At 67.9% G+C, this 17,321-nt stretch carries 13 protein-coding genes and 2 tRNA genes; 12 read left to right on the top strand and 3 right to left on the bottom strand.

What is annotated here, in order from left to right:
* Window positions 1-66 precede the first annotated feature (66 nt).
* Together N0A24_01975 and N0A24_01970 are read right to left on the bottom strand one after the other, a co-directional pair.
* Window positions 67-1,902: a phosphoenolpyruvate carboxykinase (GTP) gene (locus N0A24_01975; GenBank protein MCS7172174.1), complete on the bottom strand. Its 1,836-nt coding sequence runs from the start codon at window positions 1,900-1,902 to the stop codon at window positions 67-69.
* 93 nt (window positions 1,903-1,995) lie between these two features.
* Window positions 1,996-2,832 carry an RNA polymerase sigma factor RpoD/SigA gene (locus N0A24_01970; GenBank protein ID MCS7172173.1) on the bottom strand — a complete coding sequence of 279 codons (837 nt, stop codon included), beginning with the start codon at window positions 2,830-2,832 and terminating at the stop codon, window positions 1,996-1,998.
* 164 nt (window positions 2,833-2,996) lie between these two features.
* On the opposite strand from N0A24_01970, the gene N0A24_01965 reads away from it, so the two are divergent.
* From N0A24_01965 to aceA, 4 genes are all read left to right on the top strand, one after another.
* Entirely contained in the window at window positions 2,997-4,157 is a 1,161-nt protein-coding gene (locus N0A24_01965) for a histidine kinase (protein ID MCS7172172.1), read from the top strand.
* Window positions 4,154-4,861, top strand: coding sequence for a LytTR family DNA-binding domain-containing protein (locus tag N0A24_01960; GenBank protein MCS7172171.1), 708 nt, complete (start codon window positions 4,154-4,156; stop codon window positions 4,859-4,861). The genes N0A24_01965 and N0A24_01960 overlap by 4 nt, the downstream gene beginning before the upstream one ends.
* 78 nt (window positions 4,862-4,939) lie before the next feature.
* Window positions 4,940-6,040, top strand: coding sequence for a bis-aminopropyl spermidine synthase family protein (locus N0A24_01955; protein MCS7172170.1), 1,101 nt, complete (start codon window positions 4,940-4,942; stop codon window positions 6,038-6,040).
* Window positions 6,041-6,373: 333 nt separating this feature from the next.
* Window positions 6,374-7,690 (top strand): isocitrate lyase, encoded by a 1,317-nt coding sequence (aceA, locus tag N0A24_01950; protein ID MCS7172169.1) that lies wholly within the window; start codon window positions 6,374-6,376, stop codon window positions 7,688-7,690.
* Between the two features lie 67 nt (window positions 7,691-7,757).
* Here the strand turns inward: aceA and groL are convergent, their stop codons facing one another.
* The gene (gene groL, locus N0A24_01945) at window positions 7,758-9,383 is read right to left on the bottom strand and encodes a chaperonin GroEL (GenBank protein MCS7172168.1); all 1,626 of its coding nucleotides are present in this window, start codon (window positions 9,381-9,383) and stop codon (window positions 7,758-7,760) included.
* Between the two features lie 143 nt (window positions 9,384-9,526).
* Here groL and N0A24_01940 point away from each other — a divergent pair, with 143 nt between their 5' ends.
* The 8 genes from N0A24_01940 (at window position 9,527) to N0A24_01905 (ending at window position 17,243) form a co-directional block, all read left to right on the top strand.
* Window positions 9,527-10,249, top strand: a complete 723-nt coding sequence (locus tag N0A24_01940; GenBank protein MCS7172167.1) for a DUF881 domain-containing protein — start codon at window positions 9,527-9,529, stop codon at window positions 10,247-10,249.
* Between the two features lie 37 nt (window positions 10,250-10,286).
* A tRNA-Lys gene (locus tag N0A24_01935) sits at window positions 10,287-10,362 on the top strand.
* Between the two features lie 75 nt (window positions 10,363-10,437).
* Window positions 10,438-10,522: transfer RNA gene (locus N0A24_01930), tRNA-Leu, on the top strand.
* Between the two features lie 14 nt (window positions 10,523-10,536).
* Window positions 10,537-11,817 (top strand): trigger factor, encoded by a 1,281-nt coding sequence (gene tig / locus N0A24_01925; protein ID MCS7172166.1) that lies wholly within the window; start codon window positions 10,537-10,539, stop codon window positions 11,815-11,817.
* Window positions 11,814-12,437, top strand: coding sequence for an ATP-dependent Clp endopeptidase proteolytic subunit ClpP (clpP, locus tag N0A24_01920; GenBank protein ID MCS7172165.1), 624 nt, complete (start codon window positions 11,814-11,816; stop codon window positions 12,435-12,437). Before tig ends, clpP begins: the two co-directional genes overlap by 4 nt.
* A 42-nt stretch (window positions 12,438-12,479) precedes the next feature.
* Window positions 12,480-13,745, top strand: coding sequence for an ATP-dependent Clp protease ATP-binding subunit ClpX (clpX, locus tag N0A24_01915; GenBank protein MCS7172164.1), 1,266 nt, complete (start codon window positions 12,480-12,482; stop codon window positions 13,743-13,745).
* Window positions 13,746-13,815: 70 nt separating this feature from the next.
* Window positions 13,816-16,251, top strand: a complete 2,436-nt coding sequence (lon, locus tag N0A24_01910) for an endopeptidase La (protein MCS7172163.1) — start codon at window positions 13,816-13,818, stop codon at window positions 16,249-16,251.
* Between the two features lie 14 nt (window positions 16,252-16,265).
* Complete coding sequence (locus tag N0A24_01905) at window positions 16,266-17,243, top strand: ornithine cyclodeaminase family protein (protein ID MCS7172162.1); 978 nt, start codon at window positions 16,266-16,268, stop codon at window positions 17,241-17,243.
* Window positions 17,244-17,321: the final 78 nt, after the last annotated feature.

Here is a 17,321-nt window from a genome sequence, read left to right as displayed (position 1 = left end):
GGTTTCGTCGATTCTGAAGAACGTCGGTAAGGGGATCCGTGCGATCCGTATTCGGCGGGCCAAGGGTTACTCCGGCTCCACAACGGAGCTCCAGCGTTCCGGAGAGCGCCACAGGCTGCTGCGCAGAAGCTCCCGGATGAAGAGGAACTCCTTTGGGAGGCGATCGTACAGGAGGGTGAGGAGCTCCTCATGCGCGCGGATCTCCTGCATCCACTCGGTCCGGTCCACCCGCATGAGACGCCCGAACTGCTCCCGGCTGAACCCCAGTCCCTCCCAGTCCAGATCCTCGTAACGGGGCATCCAGCCGATGGGGCTCTCCACCGCGTACGCGCGGCCCCGCACCCGCTCCACGATCCACCGCAGGACCCGCATGTTCTCCCCGTAGCCCGGCCAGAGGTACCTCCCGTCGGGTCCCCTCCGGAACCAGTTCACGAAGAAGATGCGGGGCGGGTTCGGGAGCTCCCGGCCGAACTGGAGCCAATGGTGGAAGTAATCTCCCATGTGGTAACCGCAGAAGGGCAACATGGCAAACGGATCCCGGCGTACCCGCCCCACCTCGCCCGCGGCTGCCGCGGTGGTCTCCGCCCCCATGGTGGCCGCCAGGTACACGCCGAAGTACCAGTTCACCGCCTGATACACGAGGGGAACCGTATCGCCGCGCCGGGAGCCGAAGATGAACCCGCTCACCGGTACCCCTTCGGGATCCTCCCACGCGGGATCCATGGAGGGACACTGGTGGGCGGGAGCGGTGAACCGGGCGTTGGGGTGAGCCGCGGGCTGTCCGCGCTCCGGATCGTATGGCTGCCGCCGCCAGTCCAAGAGCCCCGGGGGCGGGGCTTCCGTGAGCCCCTCCCACCACACATCTCCATCCGGAGTGAGGGCCACGTTGGTGAAGATGGTGTCACGCTCCACGGTGGCCATGGCGTTGGGGTTGGTCTCCCAGTTGGTGCCAGGGGCAACCCCAAAGAACCCGGTCTCCGGATTGATGGCCCGGAGGGTACCGTCCGGTTGTGGAAAGATCCATGCGATATCATCCCCCACGGTGGTGACCGTCCAGCCCCGGCGCCGGAAGCTCGGGGGCGGCACCAGCATGGCGAAGTTCGTCTTGCCGCTGGCGCTGGGGAACGCGGCGCCCAGGTACGTCTTCTCCCCCTCCGGGGAGCGAACGCCCAGGATCAGCATGTGCTCCGCCAACCACCCCTCCTCCCGAGCCATCCAACTGGCCAGGCGAAGGGCGAGGGACTTCTTACCCAGCAGCGCGTTTCCGCCGTAACCGCTGCCGAAGGAGACTATGAGGCGTTCCTCTGGGAAGTGCACGATGTATTTGGTGGCGTTGCAGGGCCAGGGGACGTCCCGTTCTCCGGGCCGGAGGGGAACGCCCACGGAGTGCAGGCACCGGACGAACTCCCCCGTCCCTAGGGCTTCCAGTACCCTGCGTCCCATGCGGGTCATGATCCGCATGTTCACCACTACGTACTCGGAGTCCGTGATCTGAACCCCGAACCGGGCATAGGGCGAGCCCAGGGGACCCATGCTGAAGGGGATCACGTAGAGCGTGCGGCCCCGCATGCATCCCCGGAGGAGGTGCTTCAGGGTGCGCTTCATCTCCTGGGGATCCACCCAGAGATTGGTGGGGCCCGCGTCTTCCCGCCGCCGGGTGCACACGAAGGTGCGTTCCTCCACCCGGGCGGTGTCCGAGGGGTCGGAAAAAGCCGCGTAGCATCCCGGCCGCCTCTTCGGGTTCAATGGAACGAAGGTCCCCCTGTGGACCAGAATATGGCACAGCTGTTCGTACTCCTCCCGGGACCCGTCGCACCAATGGATCCGTTCCGGCCGGGTGAGCTCAGCCACCTCCTCCACCCACCGCACGAGAGCCCGATTCCGGGGCCATTCTGGCACCATGGGAGCTCCTCTCCGGGAGTATACCGTTAGGGCCCCTTGGAGGCACGAAGGCAGTCGTTCCGCCTCCCCGGACCAGCCCTTTCTCGGGAGCGATCAGCCCGTGAGATCGCGCAGGTAGGCCAGCCAAGCGCTTCGGCGCAGCTTCGCGAGCGCTCTCCGCTCCGCCTGCCGGACCCCTTCCGCGGTGAGCCCGAGCCGTCGGCCCACCTCCCGCATGGTCTGGGGGGGCTCGCCGTCGAGCCCGTAGCGCAGCCGGATGACCGCGCGCTCGCGCTCCGGGAGCCGGTCCAGCAGCTGCTGAAGGGCCTCCCGCCGTATACCGGGGGCAAGGGCCTCCTCTGGATCAGGGGCTTCCAGAGCAGGGATGAGTTTTTCAAAGTCGTCGTCGGGCACCAAGGCCTCCAGGGACACGGGAGCCTCCAGTAGGGGAAGGTCCTGCAGAACCCGATCCAGGGGCCATCCCAGGCAGCGGGCGATTTCCTGGGGTGTGGGCTCCCGTCCCAGGCGCTGCGCTAGGATCCGCTGCTCCCTCCGGAGGCTGGCGAGCTCCCGCCGCCGGTAGGTGGGAAGGTGCAGCCCCCGGTGCTGCTCCAGCAGGGCCCGCTGAAGGGCATGGCGGACCCACCACGCGGCGTAGGTACTGAAGCGTTGCCCCCTTCGCCCGTCGAACCGGGCCGCGGCCTCCACCAGAGCCAAGTTGCCCTCCTGGATCAGGTCCGCCAGGGATCCTCCGAGGCGGGCGAATCGTCTGGCCAGGGAGATCACCAGGTAGAGATGCGCTTCCACCAGGACACGCAGGGCACCCTTGTCCCCGCTCTGGATCTGCCGGCTGAGGCGCTCTTCCTCCTCCCGTGTCAGGCGCGGGCTCCGCGGGACTTGGTTCAGGTAAGACCAAAGCCACGGATCCCGGCGCTGCGATCCCGAGCGCATCCCGTTTTTTCCAGAAGCCGGAGTTCCCGCGGGGTTTAATCCCCGTTCCCCAGGAGAGAGTATTCGATTCCCTCCTTCCTTCCCCTTCTCCGCCGTTTATGAATTCCCCTGAATCGGCGGGGCGTTCCGGTTCACCTTCCCCGCGCGGTATGCTGGTTCTGAGCATGCCAGCCACCGCTCGGATCCGAAGGAACCTCGACGCCCTCAGCAGCCGGGTATGGCTGCGGACCATGATCCGCCGCCTCCGGTCCGTGGCCCGGGCTTCCCGAGAGGAGTTCCACTCAGGGCTCACCCAGGTGGCGGCCCACCGGGTGGCTACCCTGGTGCGGGAAGCCTTCGAGGTGGACGCGGTTTCCCTGGTGGGCCGCGCGAAAGTCCTGGCCTTCGTGGGTGCGGGGAGCGACCACCATCGGCCGGGGGAGCCCGTGACCACGGAGTTCACCAAGCGGGTGCTGTCCACGGGGGAGCCCGCGGTGGCCCGGGATCGGGCCGCCATCGGGTGTCCCGATCCCGCCTGCCCCCTGACCGCGGCCATCGTGGTCCCCATGCGGGTGAAGGGCATGGTGCCTGCGGCTCTCAAGCTCTACCGGACCGACGGCCGCCCCTTCCGGCCGGAGGCGGTGGAGGGAGCGGTCCTGTTGGGGGAGCTGCTGGGTGCCCAGCTGGAGCTGAGCCTCCTGGAGGCGGAGGTTCGGCGGCTGGAGCGGGAGGAGCTGCGGGCCCTCCGGGCGGAGATCTCCCCTCACTTCGTCTTCAACACCCTCCATGCGGTGGCCGCCACCTGCGGCAACGACCCCGAGCGGGCAAGGCGGCTCGTGTTGGACTTTGCGGAGTTCCTGCGGCACGCCCTCCGGGCCCACGGGGAGTTCTGCACCCTGGAGGAGGAGCTGTGGTACGTCCAGCACTACCTGAACTTCGAACGGATGCGGCTAGGGGAACGGCTGCGGGTTGAGGTGGAGGTTCCCCGTTCCCTGTGGAACCTCTTGGTTCCCGTACTGACCCTGCAACCTCTTGTGGAGAACGCGGTGGTGCACGGGGTGGAGCCCAAGCCGGGACCCGGTACGGTCCGCGTGCGGGGGTGGGAGGAGGATGGGGTTGCGGTCTTTACCGTGGAGGACGACGGAGTGGGGATTCCGGAGGAGCTGGTGGAACACGTCACCCGGCGGGGGGTCGGGTCCGGACTGGGCGTAGGCCTTTTTAACGTGCACCGCCGTCTGGAGACCATCTATGGGCCCGGGTTCGGCCTGCGCATCGAGAGCGAGGAGGGCAAGGGGACCCGGGTGGTGGTCCGCATCCCCCGCGGGTTCCCCCCCGATCGCCCATGAGGCCGTTCCGGATCCTGATTGTGGACGACGATCCCACGGCCCGGGCGCACCTGGAGCGACTGCTTCAGGCTCTGGGTCAGGACCAGGTGGAAACCGCGGAGAACGCCTATGCCCTTCTGGACCGGATCCGGGACTCCCCACCGGAGGTGGTGTTCCTAGACATCCGGATGCCGGGGTTGAGCGGACTCGATGCTCTCCGTGCTCTCAACGCCCTCCCGCAGCGCCCTCGTGTGGTGCTGGTCAGTGCCTTCGACGAGCACGCCCTGGAGGCTTTCGAGGCCGCGGCCTTCGATTACCTCCTCAAGCCCGTGGACCCAGATCGCCTCCGGAGAACCCTGGAACGGCTAGCGGCTGAACCCGCTCAGGGGCTCCCCTCGCGCCTGGCCCTCCCCACCGCGGACCGGGTGGTGCTGCTGGATCCCGACCAGATCCTCTACGTGCAGGCCCAGGGCGATCTGATCCGGGTGGTGACCCGGGATGGCACCTACGAGGCCCGCACGACTCTTCGGGAGGTGGCCCGGCGCCTTCCTCCCACCCGTTTCCTCCGGGTTCACCGGAGCTACCTTGTGAACCTCGACCACGTGGTGGAGCTGCACCCGTTCTTCTCCGGGACCATGCTCCTCCGTCTGGACGACCCCCACCGCACGGAGATTCCGGTGAGCCGCTCCGCGGCTAGGTTCCTGAAAGCCCTCCTCCAGCTGTAGCCGCTGCCTCAACCTTCCCTCATTTCCGTCCTCGCCGTACCCTTTAGGATGCAGCCCTCGGGTGGAGGAGGTGAGCGGATGGGAGGAAGCACACCCCGTGTGGTGGATCGCGGGGAAGCCCGCAGGCGTCTGCAGGCAGTCCTCGAACGGGTGGGGGAACGGGTGCCCGTGGTGGTGAGCCGGCGCGATGCGGAGCGAGCCCTGGGAGCCCTTCAGGTCGCAGACGACCTGTGGGAGGTCTTCCGGCTGAGCCGGGCCCCCATCCGCTTCCTCTGCGCCTTCCTGCAGGAACTGATCACCCAAGGTCTGGTGCATCTAGAGGGCGTTCACCTGCGCCTCAGCCTGGAGGGGCTGGGGTGGGTCGGGTCCCTCGGAATCCCTCCGACCCAGGAGGCCGCCTGTTCCCGCTGTGGAGGACGGGGGGTGGAACTCGGAGTCCTCGGGGAGGAGGTCACGGAGCGCTTCCGGGCCATCGCCCGCCACCGACCACCCGCCCTCCAGGCCTTCGATCAGGGCTACGTTACGGAGGAGACCACCCTGGCCAGGGTGGCCTTTGCCCTGGATCGGGGGGACGTGCAGGGCAAGGAGATCTTCGTCCTGGGGGACGACGACCTGGTAAGCATCGCCCTGGCGCTCACCCACCAGCCCCGGCGGGTGGTGGCGGTGGACGTGGACGAGCGCATCGTGGGGTTCATCCGGGAGGTGGCGCGCCAGGAGGACCTGGGCATGGTGGAGGCCCACGTCTACGACGTGCGCTCTCCCCTCCCGGAGGCATGGCGGGCGCGCTTCGACACCTTCTTTACGGATCCCACGGAGAGCCTGCGGGGCTTCCGGACCTTCCTGGAGCGGGGTGTGGCCGCCCTCCATGGGGCGGGAGCCGCGGGGTACTTCGGCCTCACCCACGGGGAGTCCAGCCTCGAGAAGTGGGCCCGCATCCAGCGGATTCTGCTGGACCTGGGCGCGGTGATCACGGACATCCGGGACGGGTTCAACGCCTACGACAACTGGGACTACGTGGAAACCATGCGGGCTTGGCGGTGGCTTCCCGTGCGCACCCGGCCGGCACACCTGTGGTACTTCTCCGCCCTCTTCCGGATCGAGCTCCTCCATACGCCGTCGCTGGAGAACCTGCCTGTGGAGGGGAATCTCTTCGACGATGAGGAGGCGGCCACCACCTGAGGAATCGAAAACGCCCCGCGGAACCCACCACTAACCCTGGAAATTCAACCGTTCGTCGCCCGGGAGTGGAGCCTACCCGGGATCTGCCGCCATACTGGAGGCGGAGGTGTGTACCATGGTGGGGAAGTGCACGTGTGGCCGTGTGGTGCGGTGGATGGACGCTTGGACGTGCCAGGCCTGCGGTGCGCCGTGCTGTCCAGACTGTGCGTACCGCCCGGAAGCGACCATCTACTGTCAGGACTGCGCGGACCGCACTCCGTGGGCGGAGCCAGTGCTCGCGACCCACGCCAGCCTCCACGTTCCCGGATGGAGGATGCAGATGGAGGGGATTCGATGAGCCAAACGGTGGATCATCTCCGCAGGGAGGCGGAAGAGCTCGAACGTCGCTGGCGGACGGATCCCCGATGGCAGGGGATCCAGCGAAGCTACACCGCGGAGGACGTGGTACGGCTACGGGGATCCATCCGGGTGGAGTACACCCTGGCCCGCCGGGGAGCGGAGCGCCTGTGGGAGCTGCTGGAGAAGGAGGCGTTCGTGGCAGCCCTGGGGGCCCTCACGGGGATGCAGGCGGTCCAGATGGTGCGGGCGGGACTGCGGGCCATCTACGTGAGCGGGTGGCAGGTGGCCGCGGATGCCAATCTGGCCGGACAGGTCTACCCGGACCTGAGCCTGTATCCCGCCAACAGCGTGCCTGCCCTCGTGCGCCGCATCCAAAACGCCCTGCTGCGGGCGGACCAGATCGAATGGTCAGAAGGGCACTTGACCCGGGACTGGCTTGTGCCCATCGTGGCGGATGCGGAGGCGGGATTCGGAGGCCCCCTCCACGCCTTTGAACTCACCAAGGCCCTCATCGAGGCGGGCGCTGCGGGCGTCCACCTGGAGGATCAGCTGAGCGCTGAGAAGAAGTGCGGGCATCTGGGCGGAAAGGTCCTGGTCCCCACCCGGCAGTTCCTCCGAACCCTCACCGCGGCCCGCCTCGCCGCGGATGTCCTGGACGTGCCGACGGTGCTCATCGCCCGGACGGATGCCCTCTCCGCCCCCTTCCTGCTCAGCGACGCGGACCCCTACGACCACCCCTTCTTACTGGGCGAGCGGACGCCGGAAGGGTACTACCGGGTGCGGGGAGGGCTGGAGGCGGCCATCGCCCGGGGGCTGGCGTATGCGCCGTACGCGGACCTGCTGTGGTTCGAGACCTCTCGACCCGACCTGGAGGAGGCCCGGCGGTTCGCGGAGGCCATTCACGCCCGCTACCCGGGGAAACTCCTCGCGTACAACTGCTCTCCCAGCTTCAACTGGCGACGCCACCTGGATCCCGACACCATTGCACGCTTCCAGCGGGAGCTCGCAGCCATGGGCTACAGATTCCAGTTCGTCACCCTTGCAGGATTCCACGCCCTCTGTGCCAGCACCTTCGAGCTCGCCCGGGGGTACGCGGAGGAGGGCATGTCCGCCTACGTGCGGCTGCAGGAACGGGAGTTCGAGCTGGAGCGGCAGGGATACACCGCGGTGCGCCACCAGCGGGAGGCGGGCACCGGGTACTTCGATCTCGTGGCCCAGGTGATCGCCGGCGGGGAAGCCTCCACCCTGGCCTTACAGGGCTCCACGGAGGCGGAGCAGTTCGCGGGGGCTCCCCTACGGGTACGCCCCTGATCGGTCCCACCAAACAAAGGGCCGGGGATCCTTGGGATCCCCGGCCCTGCGGTTTAGCCCCGCGCGGCTAGAACTCCTCCTCCTGCATCCCCGGGGTGGGCGGCTTCTCCTTCTTCTTCTCCCGCTTCTCCACCACTAGGGCCTCCGTGGTGAGCAGGAGCCCTGCTACGGATGCAGCGTTCTGGAGCGCGAGCCGCACCACCTTGGTGGCGTCCACCACCCCGGCCTTCACCAGGTCCGTGAACTCTCCGGTGCGTACATCCAGGCCGAAGTTGCGGTCCGGGGTCTCCTTCACCCGCTCCACCACCAGGGACCCCTCCAACCCCGCATTCTCCGCGATCTGCCGGAGGGGTTCCTCCAGCGCCCGACGGACGATCTGGACGCCCACCGCCTCATCCCCCTCCAGCTGCAGCCGCTCCAGGGCCGGTAGGCACCGGATGAGGGCCACCCCACCGCCGGGCACGATGCCCTCCTCCACCGCGGCCTTGGTGGTGTTCACCGCGTCCTCGAAGCGCATTTTGCGCTCCTTCATCTCCGTCTCCGTGGCAGCCCCCACCCGGATCTGGGCCACCCCGCCCGACAGCTTCGCCAGCCGCTCCTGAAGCTTCTCCCGGTCGTAGTCCGAGGTGGTCTCCTCGATCTCCTTCTTGATCTGGGCGATGCGGCCCTTGATGTCCTCGGGCTTGCCCTTACCGCCGATGATGGTGGTGTCGTCCTTGGTGACCCGGACCTTCTCCGCCCGACCCAGCATGTCCACTTCCACACTCTCCAGCTTGACGCCGATGTCGTCCGAGATCACCCGGCCGCCCGTGAGGATGGCCATGTCCTGCAGCATGGCCTTCCGACGGTCCCCGTAGCCCGGAGCCTTCACCGCCACGCTGGGCAGCACCCCCCGCAGCTTATTGACCACCAGGGTGGCCAGGGCCTCTCCCTCCACGTCCTCCGCGATCACCACGAGGGGCTTGCCGAACCGGATGACCTTCTCCATCACGGGCACGATGTCCCGGGCGGCGCTGATCTTCTTCTCCGTGAGCAACAGGAAGGGCTCCTCCAGCACACATTCCATCTTGTCCGGATCCGTGATGAAGTAGGGGGAGATGTAGCCGCGGTCGAACTGCATCCCCTCCACCACTTCCACGGTGGTCTCTATGCCCTTGGACTCCTCGATGGTGATGACCCCATCCCTCCCCACTTTCTCCATGGCGTCCGCGATGATCTCCCCGATGCTGGGGTCATTGGCCGCGATCCCCGCCACGTGCGCGATGTCCTCTCGGTTCGTCACGGGCTGACTGAGGTTCTTGAGCTCCTGCACGCACACCTCTACCGCGGCGTCGATCCCCCGCTTGATGAGCATGGGGTTCCGACCCGCGGCCACGTTCTTCAATCCCTCCCGCACCATGGCCCATGCGAGCACCGTGGCCGTGGTGGTGCCGTCCCCGGCCTGGTCGTTGGTCCGGCTGGCCACCTCCTTCACCAGCTGTGCCCCCATGTTCTCGTAGGGGTCCTCCAGCTCGATCTCCTTCGCCACCGTCACCCCGTCCTTGGTGATGGTGGGGGACCCCCACTTCTTCTCCAGCACCACATTGCGCCCCTTAGGCCCCAGGGTCACTCGGACCGCGTTCGCCACCTTCTCCACCCCCCGCTCCAGGGCCCTCCGGGCCGTCTCCTCGTACAGCAAGAGCTTGGCCGGCATGCTCTCCCTCCTTTCCCCTGAGATCTCGGAACTCCAGGTTAGCACTCGCACCTGGAGAGTGCTAACCCCCCGGTTCTCCATTTTTGGGAGGCCGTGCGGGCGTTGCAAGTCGTTCTGTTAGAATTACCCGGGTGGGCAAGCCTGTGGGTGGGCCGCATCGGTTCCGGGAAGTGTGGGCCGCCCTGGGAGGGGTCGGTTTCCTCCTGGGGGTTCTGGTGGTGCTCCAGGTCCGCAGCGTCCGGGAGATCCGGCAGCAACGGGAGCTTCCCTCCCGCCGGGTGGAGGAACTGGCGGCGCTGGTAGCCCAGGCGGAGACCGCGCGAAAGGCCCTGGAGGCAGAGGTGGCTGACCTGCAGCGGCGGCTGCAGAACCACGAGACCCTGGTGGCAGAGGGAAGGGCCCTGGGAGCCGCGTTGGCACAGGAGTTGGAGCGGCAGCGGATGGTGCTGGGGCTCGTACCCGTACGGGGGCCCGGAATTGAGGTGCGCTTGGAGGCTGGGGCGCGTCCCCTCGTGGGCCTCCCGGGCGGGCAGGTGCAGGCAACGGAACTGGCAGGACTCGTGAACGAGCTGTGGGCCTCCGGGGCGGAGGCCGTGGCGGTGGGCGGGCGGCGGGTCCTGGCCCGGTCCGGGTTCCGGCAGTCGGGTCCGAGGATCCTGATAGACGGGGTTCCGCTCTCCCCTCCCTACGTGATTCAGGCGATCGGAGATGCCGCGCTCATGGAGGCGGCCCTCCGGACCCCCGGGGGGGTGGTGGAGGGCCTGCGGTCCGTGGGGATCGTGGTCCGGATCCGCCGGGTTCTCTTCCTGCGTCTTCCGGCCTATACGGGACCTCTGGGGACCCGGTGGGCCAAACCCGTGCCGTAGCCTGGACAGGGCGGAGGTCCGTTGCTACCATGGGGGTGGGCCGTTAGCTCAACTGGTAGAGCAGGGGACTCTTAATCCCAAGGTTGCAGGTTCGAGTCCTGCACGGCCCACCAGGGTTGGGATTTTCGGCCCCGCAGGGGTGAGGTTGGCCTGCGGGGCTTTGGTTTCGAGCTGGAGTCCAGAAAGCCGCGGGCGTGGCGGAACTGGCAGACGCGCCGGACTTAGGATCCGGTGGGATCTCCCGTGGGGGTTCGAGTCCCTCCGCCCGCACCACACAGGAGGAGCCGATGTTGAGGGTTGAGGTGCACCGCGAACCGGGAAGCCGGGCCGTGCTGGAGGTGGAAATCCCCCCGGAGCGGGTGGGGCGCGCCCTGGAGCGGGCGTTTGCCCGCCTGGGACGCTCCACTACGGTGCCAGGCTTCCGGCGGGGCAGGGCCCCTCGTTTCCTCCTGGAGCGGTATCTCGGGAAGCAGGTGGTGCAGGAAACGGCATTGGAGGAGCTGGTGCCGGAAGTCCTCCAGGAGGCGGTAACCCAGACCGGGATTCGGCCTATCACCCGCCCCCAGGTGGATGTGGAGGATCTGGTGGAAGGCCAGCCGCTCCGGCTGCGGGCTACGGTGGAGGTGGTCCCTGAGGTCCGGCCCATGGACTACCGATCCCTCCGGATTCCCCGACCGGAGTCCCAGGTGACGGAGGAAGAGGTGGACCGGACCTTGGAAACCATGCGGGCCCAGCTGGCGCAGCTGGTGGCGAAGGAGGGCCCCGCGGAGGTGGGGGACTTCGTCCTGGTCCGGGTGGAGGAGGCACCGGAAAGGGAGGCCCGGTTCGGACCAGGGAAGGAGTTGCTGGTGGAGGTGGGGGGGCAGGAGACCCCACAGGTCTTGGCGGAGGCCCTCCGGGGAGTCCAGGAAGGGCAGGTGGTAGAGGTCCCCTGGGATGGAGAGGGCGTCCTGAAGGTTGTAGTGGTTGGCGTGCGCCGCCGGGACCTCCCGCCCCTGGACGATGCCTTCGCGCGCCAGGTGAGCGACCACCAGACCCTGGAGGCCCTCCGGGAAGAGGTGCGTAAGAGGCTGGTGGAGGAAGCGGCCCGACGCGCGGCGGAGGAGTATGAGACAGAGGTCCTCCGGAGGGTGGTGGAGGGATCCGAGGTGGACCTTCCCAGCAGCCTTGTGCACGCGGAGGTCCACGCCCTCCTGGAGGAGTTGGTCGACCGGCTGCGGGCGAGGGGTCTGACCCTAGAGCGGTATCTGGCCCTCTCGGGGAAGACCCTGGAGCAGCTGCACGAGGAATACCGGCCGGTGGCGGAGCGGCGGGTGCGCGCCCGGCTCGTACTGGACCGGATCGCGGAACTCGAGCGTCTGGAGCCAACGGAGGAGGAGGTTCAGCGGGAGGTCGAGAACCTAGCGCAGGAGCTGGGTCAGGAGGTGGCGGAGGTGCGGAGATGGCTGGAGGCGGAGGGACGGGAATCCTCCCTCCGGTCCCGGCTGCGCCGGCGCAAGACCCTGGCCTTCCTCGTGGCCGTGGCGAGTGGAGCAGAGGAGAGTCCGTCCGGGGAGGAATCCGTATGACCCTGGTCCCCATTGTGGTGGAGCAGAGCGCGCGGGGGGAGCGCGCCTACGATATCTACTCGCGCCTGCTGAAGGACCGCATCGTGTTCGTGGGGGGAGCCATCGACGACGAGACCGCGAACCTGGTGATCGCACAGCTGCTGTTTTTGGCCTACGAGGACCCGCAGAAGGACATCCAGCTCTACATCAACAGCCCCGGGGGGTCCATCACCGCCGGGTTGGCCATCTACGACACCATGCAGCACATCCAGCCGGACGTGGCCACCATCTGCGTGGGGCTCGCGGCCTCCGCCGCGGCCCTGCTCCTGGCTGGGGGCACGAAGGGAAAGCGGGGGGCCCTGCCGTACTCCCGCATCATGATCCACCAGCCATGGGGGGGCGCCCAGGGCCAGGTCACGGACATCGAGATCCAGGCCCGGGAGTTTTTGGAGATGCGCCGGATCGTGAACGAGATCCTGAGCCGGCACACGGGCCAGCCGCTGGAGCGTATCGAGCGAGACACGGATCGGAACTTCTGGATGAGCGCTCAGAAGGCGAAAGAGTACGGGCTCATCGATCAGGTCATCGAACCACGACCGGAGAAGGTGGCGGCGTACGCGCGGGTGAACCAAACCGGCTGAAGACCGGAGGAGACCATGGCGAAGGGCTTCGGGGGCGGACGCATGTTCCGGTTCGGGGATGAACACGACCGGGTGAAGTGCTCCTTCTGTGGGAAGCCCCAGGAGCAGGTGCGCAAGCTGGTGGCGGGGCCCGGGGTGTACATCTGCGATGAGTGCATCGAGCTGTGCAACGAGATCCTGGAGGAGGAGCTGTACGGGGAGCCCGACGAGGTGGTCCCCCGCAGTCTTCCCAAACCCCAGGAGATCTACGAGGTCCTCTGCCAGTACGTGGTGGGACAGGAGCGGGCGAAGAAGGTGCTGGCGGTGGCCGTCTACAACCACTACAAACGCATCGGCCATCGCCGTCCCAACGATGTGGAGCTGCAGAAGAGCAACATCCTCCTCATCGGGCCCACGGGGTGCGGCAAGACCTACCTGGCCCAAACCCTGGCGAAGATCCTGGACGTCCCCTTCGCCATCGCGGATGCCACGAGCCTCACGGAGGCCGGATATGTGGGGGAGGACGTGGAGAACATCCTCCTCCGCCTTATCCAGGCCGCGGACTACGACGTGAAGCGCGCGGAGCGTGGAATCGTCTACATCGACGAGGTGGACAAGATCGCCCGCAAGTCCGAGAACCCCTCCATCACCCGGGATGTGAGCGGGGAGGGGGTTCAGCAGGCCCTCCTGAAGATCCTGGAAGGAACCGTAGCGAACGTCCCTCCGCAGGGTGGCCGCAAACACCCGCACCAGGAGTTCATCCAGATCGACACCACCAACATCCTCTTCATCTGCGGGGGGGCCTTCGAGGGCCTTGATAAGATCGTGGAGAGCCGGGTGCGTCGGGCCAGCATCGGCTTCGGGGCCAGAAGCGAGGCCCGGGCCCGGGATACCGGGGAGCTGCTGCGCCAGGTGATGCCACAGGATCTCCTGCGGTACGGCCTCATCCCGGAATTCATCGGTCGGCTCCCCATCGTGGTCACCCTGGACCCCCTCACGGAGGAGCAGCTGGTGCGCATCCTGGTGGAACCCAAAAACGCCTTGGTGCGTCAGTACCAGCGGATCCTGGAGATGGACGGGGTGGATCTGGTGTTCACGGAGGAGGCCCTGCGGGCCATCGCCCGGGAGGCCATGGCCCGCAATACGGGCGCCCGGGGGCTACGGACCATCATCGAGGACATCATGCTGGACGTGATGTACGAGATCCCCTCCCGTCCGGACGTGAAGCGGTGTCTGGTGACCCTAGAGGCGGTGGAGCGCCGGGTCCCACCGATCCTGATCACCGCGGCGGAGGCGAAGCGGTTGCCGAAGGAACGGCCTGCCTCCTAGCCGCGCGGTGGAATCTTCCCGCCCTCCCCTGCGTATACAGGGGTGAAGGCTCGAATCCGGTGGAGGGATCATGAGCGAGACACAGACGGTCTATCCGGCAGTCCTTCCCCTGCTCGCCCTGAAGGGGGTGGTGGTCCTCCCGCATGCATCCCTGGCCCTGGGCGTGGGACGGCCCAAGTCCATCCGGGCCCTGGAGCATGCCATGGAGGGCGAACGGCTGTTGCTGCTCGTGGCCCAGCGGGACGAGAACCTCGAGGATCCCAAGCCCGAGGACCTCTTCACCTGGGGGACCATCGCCCGGATCATCAACGTGGGCCGCCAGCCCGACGGCGTCCTGCAGGTGATGGTGGAGGGGCTGGTGCGGGCGAAGATCCTGGAGTTCGTCCGTACGGATCCCTACTTCGCCGTCCGGGCGGAGGCGGTGGAGGACGCCGCGGAGCGCACCGTGGAGATCGAGGCCCTCATGCGGGGGGTATCGGCGCAGTTCGAGCGGTACGCGCGGCTAAGCCGGTCCGTGCCCCCGGAGGCCTTCATGGCCATCATGGGGACGGAGGAGCCTGGGAAGCTCGCGGACCTGGTGGCTCAGCACCTCCCTCTCAAAGTGGAGGAGCGTCAGGGGCTCCTGGAGCTGGATCCCGCGGGTCGGCTTGACCTGCTCGCCCAGATCCTCCACCGGGAACTGGAGATCCTGGAGCTGGAGCGCAAGATTCAGAACCGGGTCCGCAAGTCCATGGAGCGCTCCCAGCGGGAGTACTACCTCAAAGAGCAGCTCAAGGCCATCCAGCAGGAGCTGGGGGAGCGGGACGAGCGGCAGGCGGAGGTCGAGGAGTACCGGAAGAAGATCGAGGCTGCAAACCTCCCCGACCACGTCCGGGAGAAGGCCCTGGAGGAGCTGAGCCGCCTGGAGAAGATGCCGCCCATGGTGGCGGAGGCGGTGGTGGTGCGCACCTACCTGGACTGGATCCTGGCCCTGCCCTGGAGCGTACGCACCGAAGACCGCCTGGACATCCAGGAGGCCCGCCGGATCCTGGACGAGGACCACTACGGACTGCGCAAGGCCAAGGACCGGATCGTGGAGTACCTGGCGGTGCGCAAGCTAAGCCCCGGAACCCGGGGGCCCATCCTCTGCTTCGTGGGCCCCCCTGGGGTCGGCAAGACCTCCCTGGGCAAGTCCATCGCCCGGGCCCTGGGCCGGAAGTTCGTGCGGGTGTCGTTGGGCGGGGTGCGGGACGAGGCGGAGATCCGGGGCCATCGCCGTACCTACGTGGGAGCGCTCCCGGGCCGGATCATCCAGGGCATGAAGATGGCGGGCAGCAAGAACCCCGTGTTCATGCTGGACGAGATCGACAAGCTGGGCCTGGACTTCCGGGGAGATCCGTCCGCGGCCCTCCTGGAAGCCCTGGACCCGGAGCAGAACCACGCCTTCAGCGACCACTACCTGGAGTTGCCCTTTGACCTCAGCGAAGTCATGTTCATCTGCACCGCGAACATCCTGGACACCATCCCGCCTGCCCTCCGGGACCGGATGGAGGTGATCCGCTTCCCCGGGTACATCGAGGAGGAGAAGCTGGCCATCGCCAAGCACTTCCTGGTGCCCAAGCAGTTGCGCGAGAACGGGCTTGCGGATCGGGGCCTGCGCTTCAGCGACGAGGCCATCCTGCGCATCATCCGGGAGTACACCCGGGAGGCCGGGGTCCGGAACCTGGAGCGGGAGATCGGCACCATCTGCCGGAAGGTGGCCACCCGGGTGGCCAGCGGGGACCCGAGGGCGCCCCGGCGCATCACCCACAAGGTCCTGCACCGCTACCTGGGTCCGCCTCGATTCCGCTACGGCGTGGCCGAGAAGCAGGACGAGGTGGGCGCGGCCACGGGATTGGTGTGGACGGAGGTGGGTGGGGACATCGTGACCGTGGAAGTAGTCCTGGTCAAGGGAAGTGGCAAACTGGTGCTCACCGGGCAGCTGGGGGACGTGATGAAGGAATCCGCCCAGGCCGCGGTGAGCTACGTACGGAGCAGGACCCGCTGGCTGGGAGCGGAGGAGGACTGGTACAGCAAGTACGACGTGCACATCCACGTGCCCGCGGGAGCCCAGCCCAAAGACGGCCCCTCCGCGGGCATCACCATGGCCACGGCCCTCGCCAGTGCCCTCACGGGCCGGCCCGTGCGCAAGGATGTGGCCATGACGGGGGAGATCACCCTCCGGGGGAAGGTCCTGCCCATCGGGGGGGTGAAGGAGAAGGTAATCGCCGCCCACCGGGCAGGGATCGAGACCGTGATCCTACCGAAGGAGAACGAGCGGGACCTCGTGGAGATCCCGGAGAACGTGCGGCGCCGGCTGCGCTTCAAGCTCGTGGAGCACATGGACGAGGTCCTCGAGACGGCGCTCCTGCCTGCCAAGGAGCGGATGGCGGTGCCGGAGGCTGCCCCGCCGCAGCCCGTGCGGGAAGTGCCCCGCATTCCCGCAGAGGCCCCTGCCCAGGTTCCCCCACCCCCGCCCCAGGCGTAGCCCGGGAGGCGGCCGTGCTTCGGGTCCTCTCCGGGGAGGATCTGCGGCGGGCCGTCTCTATGGCGGAGGCCATCGCCGCGGTACGGGAGGCCTTCGTGGCCCTGTGGAAGGGCCAGGTCCACGCCCCGCCGAGGATCCACCTGTCCACCCCATTCGGCGCTGCCCTGTACATGCCCGGGTTCGCGGAGGGAATCGGGCTTGGACTGAAGGCGGTCACCGTCTACCCGCAAAACCCCGGAGTGGGCCTTCCCACCCTTCACGCCGCCGTCCTCCTCCAGGACGTCTCCACCGGCCGACCCCTGGCGTTGCTGGAGGGTGCCACCCTCACTGCTCTCCGCACGGGGGCGGCCACAGGGGTTGCCACCGAACTCCTGGCGCGGCGGGAGCCCTCCGTGGTGGGCTTGATCGGGGCCGGGGTACAGGCCCGGACGCAGCTGGAGGCGGTGTGCGCGGTGCGGGAGATCACCCAGGTCCGGGTGTACGCCAGGGCTCCGGAGCATCGGGAGGTGTTCGCGGCCTGGGCGAGATCGCAGCCCTGGGTCCAGGGGGCCTCCGTGTTTCCGGCTGCGAGCGCGGAGGTTGCCGTGCGGGGCGCGGACATCGTGATCACCGCCACCACGAGCACCACCCCGGTCCTCCGAGCCGAAGACGTGGCCCCGGGTACCCACCTGAACGCCATCGGTACGTTCACCCCACAGGCCCGGGAGATCCCCGCAGAGCTCGTCGCCCGCAGCCGGGTGTTCGTGGAGAGCTTGGAGGTCGCCCGAGCCGAGGCGGGAGACCTCATCCTCGCCGCAGGGGAGACAAAGCTCGATTGGAGCACCGTCACGGAGCTCGGGGCGGTGGCCGCGGGAGCCCGGCCCGGGCGCAGAAAGCCGGAGGAGATCACCCTCTTTAAATCCGTGGGGCACGCGGTCCAGGACCTCGCAGTGGGGATGCTGGCCCTGCGCCGAGCGGAGGAGCGGGGGCTAGGTACGCTCCTCTCGTGGTGAGTTGCAGGCGAGCGGGGGGCTACCGCATAATCGAAGCCGGCGGACGCCGCCTCACCCGTGCGGGTGGGGCGGCGCTTT

Source organism: Armatimonadota bacterium (genome assembly GCA_025059775.1).
GTDB lineage: Bacteria > Sysuimicrobiota > Sysuimicrobiia > Sysuimicrobiales > Sysuimicrobiaceae > Sysuimicrobium.
This window is presented reverse-complemented; position numbering and strand designations above follow the sequence as displayed.

Bases quoted from the DNA above. Each gene is read 5' to 3' on its own strand.
- N0A24_01975 (MCS7172174.1), bottom strand. From the start codon at position 1,902: ATGGTGCCAGAATGGCCCCGGAATCGGGCTCTCGTGCGGTGGGTGGAG.
- N0A24_01970 (MCS7172173.1), bottom strand. From the start codon at position 2,832: ATGCGCTCGGGATCGCAGCGCCGGGATCCGTGGCTTTGGTCTTACCTG.
- N0A24_01965 (MCS7172172.1), top strand. From the start codon at position 2,997: ATGCCAGCCACCGCTCGGATCCGAAGGAACCTCGACGCCCTCAGCAGC.
- N0A24_01960 (MCS7172171.1), top strand. From the start codon at position 4,154: ATGAGGCCGTTCCGGATCCTGATTGTGGACGACGATCCCACGGCCCGG.
- N0A24_01955 (MCS7172170.1), top strand. From the start codon at position 4,940: ATGGGAGGAAGCACACCCCGTGTGGTGGATCGCGGGGAAGCCCGCAGG.
- aceA (MCS7172169.1), top strand. From the start codon at position 6,374: ATGAGCCAAACGGTGGATCATCTCCGCAGGGAGGCGGAAGAGCTCGAA.
- groL (MCS7172168.1), bottom strand. From the start codon at position 9,383: ATGCCGGCCAAGCTCTTGCTGTACGAGGAGACGGCCCGGAGGGCCCTG.
- tig (MCS7172166.1), top strand. From the start codon at position 10,537: ATGTTGAGGGTTGAGGTGCACCGCGAACCGGGAAGCCGGGCCGTGCTG.
- clpP (MCS7172165.1), top strand. From the start codon at position 11,814: ATGACCCTGGTCCCCATTGTGGTGGAGCAGAGCGCGCGGGGGGAGCGC.
- clpX (MCS7172164.1), top strand. From the start codon at position 12,480: ATGTTCCGGTTCGGGGATGAACACGACCGGGTGAAGTGCTCCTTCTGT.
- lon (MCS7172163.1), top strand. From the start codon at position 13,816: ATGAGCGAGACACAGACGGTCTATCCGGCAGTCCTTCCCCTGCTCGCC.